At 51.1% G+C, this 15,506-nt stretch carries 15 protein-coding genes; all 15 read right to left on the reverse strand.

Going from position 1 to position 15,506, the window contains the following annotated elements:
* Positions 1 to 30: 30 nt before the first annotated feature.
* Positions 31 to 627: a ribonuclease HII gene (gene rnhB, locus HEN33_RS03165; protein ID WP_088541423.1), complete on the reverse strand. Its 597-nt coding sequence runs from the start codon at positions 625 to 627 to the stop codon at positions 31 to 33.
* Positions 624 to 1,772: a lipid-A-disaccharide synthase gene (gene lpxB / locus HEN33_RS03170; protein ID WP_032183243.1), complete on the reverse strand. Its 1,149-nt coding sequence runs from the start codon at positions 1,770 to 1,772 to the stop codon at positions 624 to 626. Before lpxB ends, rnhB begins: the two co-directional genes overlap by 4 nt.
* Positions 1,772 to 2,560: an acyl-ACP--UDP-N-acetylglucosamine O-acyltransferase gene (lpxA, locus tag HEN33_RS03175; RefSeq protein ID WP_000565958.1), complete on the reverse strand. Its 789-nt coding sequence runs from the start codon at positions 2,558 to 2,560 to the stop codon at positions 1,772 to 1,774. The genes lpxB and lpxA overlap by 1 nt, the downstream gene beginning before the upstream one ends.
* Positions 2,561 to 2,563: 3 nt before the next feature.
* A complete protein-coding gene (gene fabZ, locus HEN33_RS03180; RefSeq protein ID WP_000210739.1) occupies positions 2,564 to 3,019 on the reverse strand; it encodes a 3-hydroxyacyl-ACP dehydratase FabZ in 456 nt (151 codons plus the stop codon).
* A 104-nt stretch (positions 3,020 to 3,123) separates the two neighbouring features.
* On the reverse strand, positions 3,124 to 4,149 hold the full coding sequence (gene lpxD, locus HEN33_RS03185) for a UDP-3-O-(3-hydroxymyristoyl)glucosamine N-acyltransferase (protein WP_001139282.1): 1,026 nt from the start codon (positions 4,147 to 4,149) through the stop codon (positions 3,124 to 3,126).
* A gap of 3 nt (positions 4,150 to 4,152) precedes the next feature.
* A complete protein-coding gene (skp, locus tag HEN33_RS03190; RefSeq protein ID WP_000758956.1) occupies positions 4,153 to 4,638 on the reverse strand; it encodes a molecular chaperone Skp in 486 nt (161 codons plus the stop codon).
* Positions 4,639 to 4,759: 121 nt separating this feature from the next.
* Positions 4,760 to 7,192: an outer membrane protein assembly factor BamA gene (gene bamA, locus HEN33_RS03195; RefSeq protein ID WP_001240896.1), complete on the reverse strand. Its 2,433-nt coding sequence runs from the start codon at positions 7,190 to 7,192 to the stop codon at positions 4,760 to 4,762.
* A 29-nt stretch (positions 7,193 to 7,221) separates the two neighbouring features.
* On the reverse strand, positions 7,222 to 8,574 hold the full coding sequence (rseP, locus tag HEN33_RS03200) for a sigma E protease regulator RseP (RefSeq protein WP_176263084.1): 1,353 nt from the start codon (positions 8,572 to 8,574) through the stop codon (positions 7,222 to 7,224).
* Positions 8,575 to 8,585: 11 nt separating this feature from the next.
* Positions 8,586 to 9,443 (reverse strand): phosphatidate cytidylyltransferase, encoded by an 858-nt coding sequence (gene cdsA / locus HEN33_RS03205; RefSeq protein WP_000922437.1) that lies wholly within the window; start codon positions 9,441 to 9,443, stop codon positions 8,586 to 8,588.
* Between the two features lie 12 nt (positions 9,444 to 9,455).
* Positions 9,456 to 10,214, reverse strand: coding sequence for a (2E,6E)-farnesyl-diphosphate-specific ditrans,polycis-undecaprenyl-diphosphate synthase (gene ispU / locus HEN33_RS03210; protein ID WP_001517776.1), 759 nt, complete (start codon positions 10,212 to 10,214; stop codon positions 9,456 to 9,458).
* A gap of 188 nt (positions 10,215 to 10,402) precedes the next feature.
* Positions 10,403 to 11,599: a 1-deoxy-D-xylulose-5-phosphate reductoisomerase gene (ispC, locus tag HEN33_RS03215; protein WP_032183242.1), complete on the reverse strand. Its 1,197-nt coding sequence runs from the start codon at positions 11,597 to 11,599 to the stop codon at positions 10,403 to 10,405.
* Positions 11,600 to 11,690: 91 nt separating this feature from the next.
* Positions 11,691 to 12,248, reverse strand: coding sequence for a ribosome recycling factor (gene frr / locus HEN33_RS03220; RefSeq protein ID WP_000622418.1), 558 nt, complete (start codon positions 12,246 to 12,248; stop codon positions 11,691 to 11,693).
* Positions 12,249 to 12,539: 291 nt separating this feature from the next.
* Entirely contained in the window at positions 12,540 to 13,265 is a 726-nt protein-coding gene (pyrH, locus tag HEN33_RS03225; protein ID WP_000224573.1) for a UMP kinase, read from the reverse strand.
* A gap of 146 nt (positions 13,266 to 13,411) precedes the next feature.
* Complete coding sequence (gene tsf / locus HEN33_RS03230) at positions 13,412 to 14,263, reverse strand: translation elongation factor Ts (RefSeq protein WP_000818114.1); 852 nt, start codon at positions 14,261 to 14,263, stop codon at positions 13,412 to 13,414.
* Between the two features lie 257 nt (positions 14,264 to 14,520).
* Positions 14,521 to 15,246: a 30S ribosomal protein S2 gene (gene rpsB, locus HEN33_RS03235; protein WP_000246882.1), complete on the reverse strand. Its 726-nt coding sequence runs from the start codon at positions 15,244 to 15,246 to the stop codon at positions 14,521 to 14,523.
* Positions 15,247 to 15,506 lie beyond the last annotated feature (260 nt).

The following is a 15,506-nucleotide window of genomic DNA, read 5'->3' on the forward strand; positions in this document are numbered from 1 at the left end:
ATTCCGGTTTACTTAATCTCGACACAAGAATCAGGACGCAAGTCCCAGTGCGCGTTTGACAGGCCCAAAGCTACGACGATGATATTCAGTCGCGCCATATTCAGCCAGTTTTTCCAGATGAAAAGCAGTTGGATACCCTTTGTGCTGGGCAAAACCATATTGCGGGAAAACAATATCCAGCGCCGCCATTTCAGCGTCGCGCGTGACTTTCGCCAGGATAGACGCGGCACTGATTTCCGGTACGCGGCTATCGCCTTTCACCACTGCCATCGCAGGCATCGGTAATTTTGGGCAGCGGTTACCATCAATCAACACATATTCTGGCGCAATATGCAGCCCCGCGACGGCGCGCTGCATCGCCAGCATGGTCGCGTGTAAAATATTCAGCTCGTCGATTTCGTGGGGTTCCGCGCGGCCCAGACTCCAGCTCAACGCTTTCTCTTTGATCTCTTCGCAGAGCGCCAGACGGCGTTTTTCGCTCAGCTTTTTGGAATCATTCAGCCCGGCAATCGGGCGCGCCGGGTCAAGGATCACCGCAGCGGTGACGACCGCGCCAACTAACGGCCCGCGTCCGACTTCATCCACACCCGCAACCAGATGCGTGTGCGGATAAACAAATTCGATCATTGTGCTAACTCCAGAACGGCTTGTGCCGCCTGCTCATCGGCATTGCAGCGGATCTGCTGATGCAGTTCACGGAAGGTATCGTGCATCGCGTGACTGGTTTTCCCATTCGCCAACAGCGGTAACAGCGCCGCAGCCAGTTTTTGCGGCTCACACTCTTCCTGCAATAACTCTTTGACTAACTCTCTGCCCGCCAGCAAATTTGGCAGCGAGACATACTCGGTTTTCACCAGCCGCTTCGCCAGCCAGAAGGTAAAAGGCTTCATGCGATATCCCACCACCATCGGGCATTTCGCCAGCATGCACTCCAGGGCTGCCGTACCCGACGCCAGTAGCGCCGCATCACTGGCGACCATCGCCTCACGGCCCATTCCATCCAGCAGATGAACAGCAAGGTCCGGTGCGACTTCAGCTTTAATACGCTCAAACTGCTCGCGGCGTTTGGCATTCACCAGCGGCACCACGATCTCGAGATCGGGATATGTCTGACGCAAAAGCTGGGCCGTTTTCAGGAAATCGGCACTCAGCATCTCCACTTCCGCACCACGACTTCCCGGCAGCAACGCAAGACAGTGAGCATCGTGAGGGATCCCCAGCACATCACGGGCGGCATTTTTATCTGGATCTAACGGCATGGCATCAGCCATGGTGTGACCGATAAAACGGCACGGCACGTTGTATTTGTCATAAAACGCTTTTTCGAAAGGCAGAAATGCGAGCACCAGATCGGTGGCTCTGCCTATTTTGAAAACGCGTTTCTGTCGCCACGCCCAGACGGACGGACTGACGTAATGAATGGTTTTGATACCCTGCTTTTTAAGATTACCTTCGAGGGTAATATTGAAGTCAGGTGCATCAATGCCGACAAAAACATCTGGCTTCAGTTCGCCAAAACGCTTTGTCAGATCGGCACGAATATGCAGTAAGCGACGCAGACGACCGAGCACTTCAACAATGCCCATCACCGCCAACTCTTCCATTTCGTACCAGGCTTCGCAGCCTTCGGCCTGCATTCGTGGCCCGGCAACGCCAACAAAGCGAGCGTTGGGCACACGTTCTTTCAGAGCACGGATTAAACCGGCCCCCAGGATATCGCCGGAGGTTTCTCCGGCGACCAGGGCAATCGTTAATGGACGCTGTTCAGTCATTAACGAATCAGACCGCGCGTTGAGCGTGCAAAGAAATCGGTAAACGCTTTTACTTCCGGATATGTTTCCGCCAGTTCAGCAATTTCCGGTTTCACTTCATCGAGCGTTTTACCGCTGCGATAAATCAGCTTATACGCATTGCGGATAGCGGTAATCGCCTCACGGCTGAATCCGCGGCGCTTCAGCCCTTCGATGTTGACACCGAACGGCGTTGCGTGGTTACCCTGCGCAATGACATAAGGAGGGACGTCCTGCGCCACACCGGAACAGCCGCCAACCATCACGTGCGCACCAATGATGCAGAACTGATGGACTGCGGTCATGCCGCCGATGATCGCGAAGTCGTCTACCGATACATGACCCGCCAGCGTTGCGTTGTTGGCGAGGATGCAGCGGTTACCTACCGTACAATCGTGCGCAATGTGCGCGTTGATCATCAGTAAGTTGTCGCTGCCCACCTTCGTCAATCCACCGCCCTGGACTGTGCCACGATGAATGGTGACGCTTTCGCGAATGCGGTTACGATCGCCGATTTCCACACGGGTCGGTTCGCCAGCATATTTAAGATCCTGGTTGACTTCGCCGATGGAGGCGAACTGATAAATCTCATTGTCGCGGCCAATTTTAGTATGACCATTCACGACAACGTGAGATTTCAGTACGGTACCCTCACCAATTTCGACATGGGGTCCAACGATACAAAAAGGACCAATGTGAGCATTGGCGGCAATCGATGCGCCCTCTTCCACAATGGCGGTTGGATGCACAAAGGCGGATTTATCAATCACGTATCAGGCCTCCCGGCTACGAGCACACATCATCGTTGCTTCGCAAACTACTTTACCGTCGACCAGAGCAACCCCTTTAAAACGGGTCAGGCCGCGGCGCGTTTTTTCGAAAGTGACTTCCATGATCATTTGATCGCCTGGCACGACCGGGCGCTTGAAGCGCGCTTCGTCAATACCAGCGAAGTAGTACAGCTCGCCCGGTTCCAGTTTTCCTACGCTCTTAAACGCCAGAATACCTGTTGCCTGTGCCATTGCTTCCAGAATAAGCACACCCGGGAAAATCGGTTTTCCAGGAAAATGGCCCTGGAAGAATGGCTCATTGACAGAGACATTTTTTACTGCGCGCAGAAAACGACCTTCTTCAAAATCCAGCACGCGATCCACCAGTAAGAACGGGAAACGGTGCGGCAGAAGTTCTAAAATCTCTTCAATCTGCAGAGTATGAGTGTTAGTAGTCAAGATACTCTTCCTGTCAAAATATAAGAAACGACAATAATAACACGGCCTGCCGCAATCGTAAGAATGAGACAGGCCGTAAAGTTTGGCGAACAAAAGATGGAACGTTAGTCTTGTTGATTAACCTTGCGCTCAAGCGATTTCAAACGCTTGCTCATGTCATCAATGTTCATCACCAGTGCAGCGGTTTTGCGCCAGACTTTGTTGGGTTGCAGCGGAATGCCTGAGGAATAGACGCCTGGTTCAGTGATGGGACGCATCACCATACCCATGCCCGTAACCGTCACTTTGTCGCATATTTCCATATGCCCGTTGATTACGCTGGCTCCGCCGATCATGCAGTAACGACCAATTTTCAGGCTTCCCGCCATAATGACGCCACCGGCAACCGCCGTATTGTCGCCAATCACGACGTTATGTGCAATCTGGCACTGGTTATCAATGATCACACCATTGCCAATAACAGTGTCATCCAGCGCGCCGCGATCGATGGTAGTACATGCGCCGATCTCCACGCGATCGCCAATAATTACGCGACCAATCTGCGGGATCTTCACCCAGTTACCCCGATCGTTGGCATAACCAAAGCCGTCTGCGCCTACCACTGTTCCGGACTGGATCAGGCAATTCTGACCGATCTGGATCTCATGGTAAATGGTTACGTTCGCCCAGAGACGCGAACCTGCACCTATTTTGCTGTTTTTACCTACGAAGCAACCGGCACCGATAATCACGTTATCGCCCAGTTCAACGCCGGACTCAATCACCGCGTTAGCGCCAATCGATACGTTGTTACCCAGCTTCGCCGTCGCGTCGATCACCGCACTGGGTGCAATGTTCTGCGCGGGCTGCGGCGTGGTATCTAAAATTTGCGCCATGCGCGCGTAAGTCAGGTAGGGGTTCTTCACTACCAGCGCGGCACTTTTCGCGAAAGGAAGATCGTCCTGGGTCATGACAACCGCGGACGCCTGGCACAAGCCTAAATGCTCACGGTATTTTGGGTTAACCATGAACGTAATGTGACCTGTTTGTGCAGATTGCATGGACGCAACGCCGGTGATGACGATATCGCCATCACCGTGTAGTTCTGCATCCAACTGCTGCGCTAAATCAGCCAGTCGAATTGAAGGCATTACTTATTTAACCTGTTTCAGTACGTCAGCAGTGATGTCTTTTACATCGCTGCTGTTGTAAGCAACGGCGTTTGCATCAACAACCAGATCGATATCCTGGCTGTTGGCAACGGATTTCACAGCAGTCTGGATACGAGTAACCAGTTTGCCGCGTTCTTCGTTGGAACGACGAGCGCGATCCTGCTCAAAAGCCTGCGCTTTCTGAGCAAAAGTCTGGCGCTGAGCCATCACGTCTTTTTCCAGTTTGGTACGATCGCTGCCCGCTTTCATGGACTGCAGCTTTTTCATTTTAGCCTGCAGATCGGTTTCCATACGCTGCAGTTCGCTGGCACGGCCTTTGAACTCATTTTCCAGCGTGTTAGAAACACCGGTTTTCTGCGCTACCTGCTGGAACAGGCTGCCCATATTGACGATTGCAATTTTGTCAGCCGCCTGAGCAGAAGTTGCCAGTGCTAAACCGAGACCTGCAGCTAATAACCACTTTTTCACAATAAACTCCTTACCATCCCATTTGCACCGGAGGGTGCAGTTCTTTGCGTGGCCCGGCGATCTTATATTGATCGCCTAAAGTCATCGCTACACTACCACTACATTCCTTTGTGGAGAACACTTACCAGGTTTTACCGATGTTAAACTGGAACTGTTCTGCCTTGTCTCCATCGTACTTTTTGAACGGCTGGGCGTAGGAGAACACCAACGGCCCCAATGGGGACATCCATTGTAATGCGATACCCGCAGACATACGGATATTGCTTGGATCACTATAGTCCGGATATCCAGAATATTGGCTGGAATCCCAGTTTGTATCCCAAACGGTACCCATATCCCAGAAGAAGGAAGTACGAACCGAGTTAGCATACTTGTCGCTAATGAACGGCGTCGGGGTGATGAACTCGAGGCTGGCAACCGCCATAGCGTTACCGCCTACAGCATCATCCGATTTACACAGGTCTTTCGCGCCGTCCTGAGTCGCACATTCGTAATCATAGTCCGGATCATAATTACTAGCCTGATGCGGGAAGTAAACTGCTTTCGGACCAATGGTATTGGACTGGAAGCCACGCACGGTGCTGGAACCACCGGCATAGAAGTTCTCGTAGAACGGCATCTCTTTGCCGCCTAAACCATCACCATAACCCCAGCGGGTACGACCCAGAACAACCCATTTGTGATCGTCATCGATCGGCACATAAGTCGCCGTGTCTAACGTCACTTTGTAGTATTCATTATCCGATCCCGGAATGGTCACTTTACCGGTCAGGTTGACACGTGAACCATCTGTCGGGAAGTAACCACGGTCAAGCTTGTTATAGGTCCAACCATAGTTGAACGTGAAGTCGTCCGTTTTGAAGCTGTTATCCTGATCAGAGGTACTCGGATGTTCACCCATAGAGTACAGATAACGCCACATCGCAACCTGAGGCTGCATGTTGGACAGGGAGTTATGTACATAACCCAGACCTGCACGCAGCGAGTTATATTCGTTAATCGGGAAGCCCAACGTCACGTCTGTACCATAACTCTTGTTGGTATAGTCGGACAGGTCGGCGTCATCTGCCTGGAAGTCATTATAGAAGAGACGACCACCGAGGCTTACGCCATCTACGGTGAAGTACGGGTTGGTTACCGACAGTTCAGCATAGGTCTGGTAATCGTTTTTGGTCCCGTTGATACCAACAGCATAACCCGTACCTAACCAGTTATCCTGTTGCACACCAGCCTGGAAGCTCACGCCACTTTCAGTACCGTAACCAATCCCGAAGTTGAAGCTACCGGTGTTACGTTCTTTCACCTTGTAGACTACATCAACCTGGTCCGGGCTACCCGGAACACGTTGGGTATCGGTATCAACAGTTTCAAAGAAGCCCAGACGATTCAGACGCTCCTTACCCTGATCGACCAGATCGCTCCCCAGCCATGCACCTTCCATCTGACGCATTTCGCGACGCAGGACGGCATCTTTCGAGGTATCGTTACCTTCAAAACGGATCTTACGCACGTAGAAACGGTTACCCGCATCAACGTTCACGCGTAATTTAACGGTTTTGTCGGCATCGTTAATTTCAGGCATCGACTGTACGCGCGGATAGGCATAACCATAGCGACCAAGAAGCTTTTTAATGTCATCTTCCATTTTGGTCACTTTGGTGCCGTTATACAGCTCGCCCGGCTCGATCTTAGTCAGCTGCTCAATTTCAGCGGAGTGCCCGGCAAGGTTGCCGCTCACTTCAACGCCAGAAAGCTTGTATTGATCGCCTTCGGTGATGTTCACCGTGACGTAAATACCTTTTTTATCTGGCGTCAGACTGACCTGGGTAGAGTCAATGTTGAAACGAGCATAACCGCGATCCAGATAGTAGCTGCGCAGGGTTTCAAGGTCGCCTGCCAGTTTCTGTTTCTGGTATTTACGATCGCCTACTACGTTCCACCACGGCACTTCGTCACGCAATTGGAAATGAGAGATCAGTTCGTCGGTGGTGAAAGCATGGTTACCAACAATGTTAATTTGCTGGATTTCAGCTGACACACCTTCCTGGAACACCAGCTTGAGGTCAACACGGTTGCGCGGCAGCGGGGTCACGACAGCTTTAACGCTGGCGCTATATTTACCGACGCTGTAGTAGAAGTCTTCCAGACCTTTCTCGATATCGGCAATGGTGGTGCGATCGAGGGATTCGCCCACACGCACGCCAGAAGCCTCGAGGTTTTGCTTCAGCATGTCATCTTTCACCGATTTGTTACCGGAGAAAGTAATGCTGGCAATGGTCGGACGTTCTTTTACCTGAACCAGAAGGGTATCACCATCACGAAGGACGCGAACATCCTCAAAGTTGCCGGTAGCAAACAGAGCGCGAATGGTATTACTGATATCTTCATCATTAACCGTGTCGCCTGTGCGCACCGGCATACTGAGGAGGGCCGCACCAACGGCGACACGCTGAAGGCCTTCGAAATGAATATCTTTCACTACGAATCCTTCAGCACCGTATACGGTGGCGCTGCTAAACAGCAGCGACGCTATGAGCAACTTTTTCATCGCCATCGTTATTATGCGTTCTTCCTAACTAACTCTCATAACCGAGAGAAATCATTGAAAAGTGCAAGCCCCATTAACAGCACCAGCAGAATCGAGCCAATGCGATAACAAAAGTCTTGAACCCGCTCGGATACCGGTCCGCCCTTGATCTTTTCGATCGCAAGGAACAGCAGATGCCCCCCATCAAGTACGGGCAACGGAAACAGGTTAATTATTCCTAAGTTCACGCTAATGAGCGCAAGAAACGGCAGGTAATAAACAACCCCGAGTTCCGCTGTCATCCCAGCCCCCTTGGCGATAGAGATCGGCCCACTGAGGTTGTTCAGTTTCACATCACCGGTGATCAATTTTCCCAGCATACTGACCGTCAGCTTCATCAGCTGCCACGTTTTGTCCGTGGCTTCGACGATAGCGTTGAACGGCCCATACTGGCGTACAACTTTATACTCATCTGGCAAAGGAATGACTTTCGGCTCAATACCGACAAAACCAATCGCTTTACCCTTACCCGGTTTACTCTCCGGGATTAATGTCAAAGACAAGGGACTCCCCTGTCTTTCGATTTCTAACGCTAAGGATTTACCCGGGTTATCCCGGACAAGCATCACAAAGGTCACCCACTGCGTTAAGGGCTGACCATTGACTTTAACGATCCTGTCGCCTGCTTGCAAACCTGCCTTGCTTGCGGCCGAGTTTGGCTGCACATTTTCCAGTACAGGTTCAATTTGCGGGCCACGAGGACGAATCCCCAGCGAAGATACCGGATCTTCTTTATCAGGCTCAAACGCCCAGTGACGTAAATCGAGCTTTACATCCCGTCGTTGGTCGCTGCCAAATGGCGCTACCGTAATGGTGGTGCTTTCATCGCCAATTTTATCGACCAACTGCAAACGCACGGCATCCCAATCAGGCGTTTCGATACCATCTACGGCTTTTAGTTCCGTACCTGGTGCAATTTGTGCTTCCGCAGCTATCGAATTGGCTGCTATTTCGCCAACCACCGGACGTACGCCAGGTACACCAATAATAAAAACCAGCCAGTAGGCAAAGATAGCAAAAATGAAGTTTGCAACCGGACCTGCGGCAATAATCGCCGCACGTTGGCCGACAGATTTATTATTGAAGGCATGGTGGCGGAGTTCCGGAACAACCGGTTCTGCGCGCTCATCCAGCATTTTGACATAACCGCCCAACGGGATCAGGGCGATGACATATTCGGTGCCTAGCTTATCAGTTCGGCGCCAGAGCGCCTTGCCAAAACCTATTGAGAAACGCTCAACGCGAACACCACAACGCCGGGCAACCCAGAAATGACCAAATTCATGCACGGTGATAAGTACACCCAGTGCAACGATGAACGAAGCCAAATCCCAGAGAAAACTCAGCATATTACCTTCCGTTAAAGCGTCCTGAATACCAGTAACAACAAGCAAGCAAAGACCGGTACCGCAGCCGTCAGACTATCAATACGATCTAAAATACCACCGTGTCCTGGAATTAAATGACCGCTGTCCTTAATTCCTGCTTCACGCTTAAACATACTCTCGGTCAGATCGCCGAGCACTGAGGCTAACGCTGCGACAATAGAGCAAATGAGTAAGGTGACGGGAGCGACGTCGAGATTCGCCCACATGCCATAACCCCATGAGATTACTGCTGCAGTCGCGAGTCCACCGATAAAGCCTTGCCAGGTTTTACCCGGAGAAACCTTCGGTGCCAGCTTATGTTTACCAAACAATTTGCCAAACATATATGCGCCAGAGTCAGCGCCCCATACCAGGATCATGACATAGAGCAGCCATATTGCGCCACTGTAATGATTCTCGTCGTAGTGCCAGGCCCGTAACGCCAGCATGCCCCAGAAGAAGGGAACAATAGTTAGCACGCCAAAAATAATGCGCAATGTTTTAGAGTTACGCCAGATTGCTGCAGAACCTGGGTAAAACAGCACCAGCAATAGCGCGACAATCCACCAACCCAGCGAAGCCCAAAGTGAGATTTCAACCAGCGGTTGATGAATATTTCGGTGATATTCCGGCAACAGAAAAAGCATCAGCGCCAACAATAACCCACATAACACCGCCAACCATACTCGCTGCGAGCGAGTGGTAAAACCGCTAAGCTGTCCCCATTCCCACGCTGCCAGCATGCAGACCACCAGCGTTACAATGGCGAACCCCACCGGCGGCAACAGAAACAACGCCGCGATGACGACGGGTATTAACACAAAAGCAGATATCAGGCGATACTTCAGCAAAAGCGACCCCCATCAGGCTGTTTCATCACCGGGCTCGGTGCCGCCGAAACGACGCTCTCGATTAGCAAAGGCATTTAACGCCCCTTCAAAGTCTTGTTCATCGAAATCGGGCCAGAGAACATCTGTAAAGTAAAGTTCGGCATAGGCAATTTGCCAAAGCAAAAAGTTACTAATGCGATGCTCCCCCCCAGTCCTAATTACTAAATCTACAGGGGCCAGTTCATGCATACAGACATGCTGGTTTAGCATCTCTTCATCTATCTGATCTGGTTGCAGGTTTCCTTGCTGCACCTTTTCAGCCAGTTGCCTGACTCCCTGGACTATATCCCAACGTCCACCGTAGTTCGCCGCAATATTCAGCGTTAGACCGGTATTTCCGGCTGTTAGCGCTTCCGATTTACGAATACGTTCTTGCAAACGCGAGTTAAAGCGACTGGTATCGCCAATAATACGCAGACGTACGTTATGTCGGTGCAGGCTTTTTACTTCGCTATCGAGCGCCCAAACAAACAGTTCCATTAACGCACTGACTTCCTGCGCTGGTCGGTTCCAGTTTTCACTACTAAAGGCATACAGCGTTAACGCCTCAATACCGTTGTTGGCCGCAAAAGAGACAGCCCGGCGGACGGATTTTGCCCCGGCTTTATGCCCAAAGGCACGAATCTTCCCTTGCTTTTTTGCCCAGCGACCATTGCCGTCCATAATGATCGCAACATGACGACAGCCATGTACTGGCAATTTTTCGCTAAGTGGTTGAGTAGCAGACAACATCACGCGTTTCTTATTCCCTGACAGGGTTTACGGTACTCAGGAATACTGAAGCCTATACAAAAAAAAGCCGTGTAAAACCACGGCATACCTGACCTTATAAAGCCAACTACTTATGGTCAGATGGCGCAGACTATATCACTGAAGCCCTACGCTAACAAATAGCACGACTCTCTGTAGCCGGATTATCCTCAGCTTGCGAGACGCGTCACCTCTTTTCTGGCGACTTCACGCGCGTTCGTATCAACAGATAACACATCGTCCACGCATTGTGGTTCGCGCATATCCATTTTTTCCAGTACGGATAAATTCAACGCGGCGATATCCGTAAAGCGGATTTGTTGCGCAAGAAAGGCTGCAACGGTGATTTCGTTTGCGGCATTCAATGCTGTCGTCGCTGCCTGGCCTTGTTCGAACGCGTCCATTGCCAGTTTAAGGCATGGATAGCGATCATAATCCGGTGCGGCAAATGTCAACGCACTGAGTTTGCAAAAATCGAGCGGCTTCACGCCAGAGTTCACGCGATTCGGCCATGCCATGGTGTGGGCAATTGGCGTACGCATATCCGGTTCCCCCAGCTGCGCCAGAACACTGCCGTCCTGATAGCGCACCATTGAGTGAATCACTGACTGCGGATGAATCAGCACTTCCATCTGGCTGGCACTGGCGTTAAACAACCAACGCGCTTCAATGTATTCCAGACCTTTGTTCATCATGGTAGCCGAATCGACAGAAATTTTACGCCCCATCGACCAGTTCGGATGACGGCAGGCTTGATCCGGCGTCATTGTTGCCAAATCGCGCAATGGCGTCTCACGGAAAGGGCCACCAGACCCGGTAAGCAAAATGGACACCACGCCATTTTGCTCAAGGTCAGCGTATCCCAGATTATGCTGGATAGGTTGCGGTAAACTCTGAAAAATGGCGTTATGTTCGCTATCGACCGGTAACAATTGCGCTTTGCTCTGCTTTACGGCGTCCATAAACAGACGTCCGCAAGTGACCAGTGATTCTTTATTGGCCAGCAAAATGGTTTTACCCGCGCGGATCGCAGCAAGCGTAGGTAACAGGCCAGCTGCGCCAACAATGGCTGCCATCACCTGATCAACATCCTCAAGCGCTGCCATATCGCAAGCGGCTTGTTGCCCACTTAAGACTTCGGTGCGGCTACCCTGTTGCTGTAGCATCGTTTTAAGAAGTTTCGCACTCGCTTCATCGTCCATTACAGCATAGCGGGGAGAGAATTCCAGGCACTGTTCTACCATGCGAGTGACATTTTTGCCTGCCACCAGCGCAACTACGCGGAAGTGTTCGGGATTATGGCGCACCACGTCCAGCGTGCTGCAACCAATCGAGCCGGTCGAGCCCAGAATGGTGAGTTGCTTCATGAAACATCCAGAGTTGAGACAGAATAAAAAGCAAAACGCCGCCAGCCGATCCGCAAGGATCTACTGAGCGGCGTTTTTGTCGTTCAAGAAATCAGAACTGCATCAGTTCTGCTTCTTTGTCTGCCAGCGCCGCTTCAATTTTCTTGATTGCAGCATCAGTCAGTTTCTGTACATCGTCCTGAGAACGGCGATCGTCGTCTTCGCTGATCTCTTTATCTTTCAACAGTGCTTTCACTTTGTCGTTCGCGTCACGACGCACGTTACGTACTGCAACACGCGCTTGTTCTGCTTCACCACGAACAATTTTGGTCAGATCTTTACGACGTTCTTCCGTCAGCGGCGGCAGCGGAACACGGATGTCGCTACCCGCAGAGTTCGGGTTCAGGCCAAGATCGGACGCCATAATCGCTTTTTCAACGGCCGGAGACATTGAACGATCAAACACGTTGATTTTCAGAGTACGGGAATCTTCTACCGTTACGCTTGCCAGCTGACGCAGCGGCGTCGGCGTGCCGTAATATTCCACGACAATGCCATCCAGCAGGCTGGGAGAAGCACGACCCGTGCGTATTTTGCTGATTTGGGTTTTGAACGCTTCTACGCATTTGTCCATGCGTACTTCAGCATCTTTTCTGATATCGCTAATCACGTTACGAATCCTTGAAAACTTGTCTCAGTCAGACCAGACAGTCACACACAGTGGAAGTGTGCTAAGTATAGCCCTGATTAAACATATTACGGGTAATCGTCTGGATTATTAGGCTATTTTATTTGCCATTTTGGCCCCGGGCAGTGCTCGCCATCCTCACGTACTTGTGTACGCTCCGGTTGCTGCGCGCTGGCCGTGACCAAACTGCCTGCAACAATAACGCCTTATAACCAGACTTACGCCCCCGCGATACTTACGCGGAATCTTACCCTTATTTATCCATCACGGGAATTATTCCGTGATTAAAGTCCCTTCTTTTTCACCCATTACCACACGGCGCAGCGCACCCGGTTTGTTCATGTTGAAAACACGAATCGGTAATTTATGGTCACGAGCCAGCGTGAAGGCCGCCAGGTCCATGACTTTCAGCTCTTTTTCCAGCACTTCGCTGTAAGTCAGTTGCTCGTACATGGTTGCGGTTGGATCTTTCGCCGGATCAGCGGTAAACACGCCGTCAACTTTGGTTGCTTTCAGCACCACATCAGCTTCAATTTCGATACCACGCAGGCAAGCTGCTGAGTCGGTGGTAAAGAACGGGTTACCTGTACCGGCGGAGAGGATCACCACACGGTTGTTGCGCAACAGGCTGATAGCTTCTGCCCAGCTGTAGCTGTCGCACACGCCATTCAATGGAATAGCGGACATCAGACGAGCGTTCACATAGGCGCGGTGCAGTGCATCACGCATTGCCAGGCCGTTCATTACGGTCGCCAGCATCCCCATGTGGTCGCCCACAACGCGGTTCATACCCGCTTTCGCCAGACCAGCGCCACGGAACAGGTTACCCCCACCAATCACCACACCAACCTGAATACCCAGTTCAACCAGTTCTTTGATTTCCTGAGCCATGCGATCCAGTATGCTTGCATCAATACCGAAGCCTTCCGTGCCCTGCAGAGCTTCGCCACTCAACTTAAGCAGAATGCGTTTATAGACGGGTTTTGCATTGGTAGCCATGTTTCTTTCCTGAGACTGTCAACGATTGAAATGAATTAATACCGGCGACATTGTACGTCGCTTTTCAGCGCAGCCCCATAAGGGTTAGCTGAATTTACAAGATGGGCGCAAAAAGAAGCCGCCCTCAGGCGGCTCCTTTTCGATAATTAAGACTGCTTGGACATCGCAGCAACTTCTGCTGCAAAGTCAGTCTCAACTTTCTCGATGCCTTCACCTACTTCGAAGCGGATGAAGCCAGTCACTTCAGCGTTATGCTCTTTCAGCAGCTGACCAACAGTTTTGCTTGGTTCCATAACGAACGGCTGACCGGTCAGAGAAACTTCGCCGGTGAATTTCTTCATGCGGCCTTCAACCATTTTCTCTGCGATTTCTTTCGGCTTACCAGACTGCATCGCGATATCCAGCTGAACCTGGTATTCTTTCTCTACCACTTCAGCGGAAACGTCTTCCGGTTTGATGAATTCTGGTTTGCTTGCAGCAACGTGCATAGCGATGTGTTTAACCAGCTCTTCGTCAGCGCCTTTAGCAGCAACCAGAACGCCGATACGCGCACCGTGCTGATAAGAACCCAGAACGTCGCCTTCCAGCGCAGCAACGCGGCGAATGTTGATGTTTTCACCGATTTTCGCTACCAGCGCAACACGTTCTTCTTCGAACTGTGCTTTCAGAACTTCAACGTCAGTGATTTTGCCAGCAACAGCTGCGTCCAGAACTTTGTCTGCGAACGCCTGGAAACCAGCGTCTTTTGCAACGAAGTCAGTCTGGCAGTTAACTTCCAGAATGATGCCGTAGTTGCCGTCGATTTTGGTTTTGATCACGCCGTCAGCAGCAACGTTGCCTGCTTTTTTCGCTGCTTTAATAGCACCGGACTTACGCATGTTTTCGATTGCCAGCTCGATGTCGCCGTTAGCTTCAGTCAGTGCTTTTTTGCAATCCATCATGCCTGCGCCAGTACGCTCACGCAGCTCTTTTACCAGGGATGCGGTAATTTCAGCCATTCTAAAATCCTCGGAGATGTGATCTGCCCGGCATTAAACCGCACAGATATAAAAGTGAAAAAGGGGGCCATATGCAGGCCCCCTAACCAAACGTGTACTACCTGGTCTATAAGGGCTCTCCCCCTTCATATTTCGCGCCGCAGATGCGTTGTCTTCGCTCGCTCATCCCGGTCACTTACTGATGTAAGCTCCCGGGAATTCTCGAGCTTGCCGCCTTTCTGCAACTCGAACTATTTTGGGGGAGTTATCAAGCCTTATTACTCAGCTTCTACGAAGCTTTCTTCCGCCTGGGAAGCCAGATCCTGAGAACGGCCTTCACGTACGGTTGCAGCAACAGCGCCCAGGTACAGGGTCACAGCACGGATTGCGTCGTCGTTACCCGGGATAACGAAGTCAACACCGTCCGGATCAGAGTTGGTATCAACGATAGCAAATACCGGAATACCCAGGTTGTTTGCTTCTTTGATAGCAATGTGTTCGTGGTCAGCATCGATTACAAACAGAGCGTCCGGCAGACCGCCCATGTCTTTGATACCGCCCAGGCTGTTTTCCAGTTTCTCCAGCTCACGAGTGCGCATCAGCGCTTCTTTCTTGGTCAGCTTGTCGAAAGTACCGTCCTGAGACTGAGTTTCCAGGTCTTTCAGACGTTTGATGGACTGACGAACGGTTTTCCAGTTAGTCAGCATACCGCCCAGCCAGCGATGGTTCACGAAGAACTGGTCGCAGCTCAGAGCAGCGTCTTTCACCGCTTCGCTTGCAGCGCGTTTAGTACCAACGAAAAGGATTTTACCTTTGCGAGAAGCAATCTTGTTCAGTTCAGCCAGAGCTTCGTTGAACATCGGTACAGTTTTCTCAAGGTTGATGATGTGAACTTTGTTACGCGCACCGAAGATGAACGGCTTCATTTTCGGGTTCCAGTAACGGGTCTGGTGACCGAAGTGAACACCAGCCTTGAGCATGTCGCGCATGGAAACAGTTGCCATGATTAAAACCTCTATATAAAAGTTGGGGTTATGCCTCCACGTATCCCATATTACCGACCCCAAAGGGCACCCCGGAATATGTGCCGATACGTGTGTGTTGTTACACAAAGTGAGATTGTCGCTTCCGTCCAGTCTGTGTATACGAAATGGATCGGAAGTCCGGCGCGCTTTATACCACAAATACGTCGTGGACACCAATAATTGTTGGCGCTGTGTACAGCATCAGACGATGAATTTTCTATTATAGAAAACGTTCAGTG

Origin of the sequence: Escherichia sp. 94.0001, assembly GCF_013369155.2 — a bacterium.
GTDB classification, from domain to species: domain Bacteria; phylum Pseudomonadota; class Gammaproteobacteria; order Enterobacterales; family Enterobacteriaceae; genus Escherichia; species Escherichia coli_F.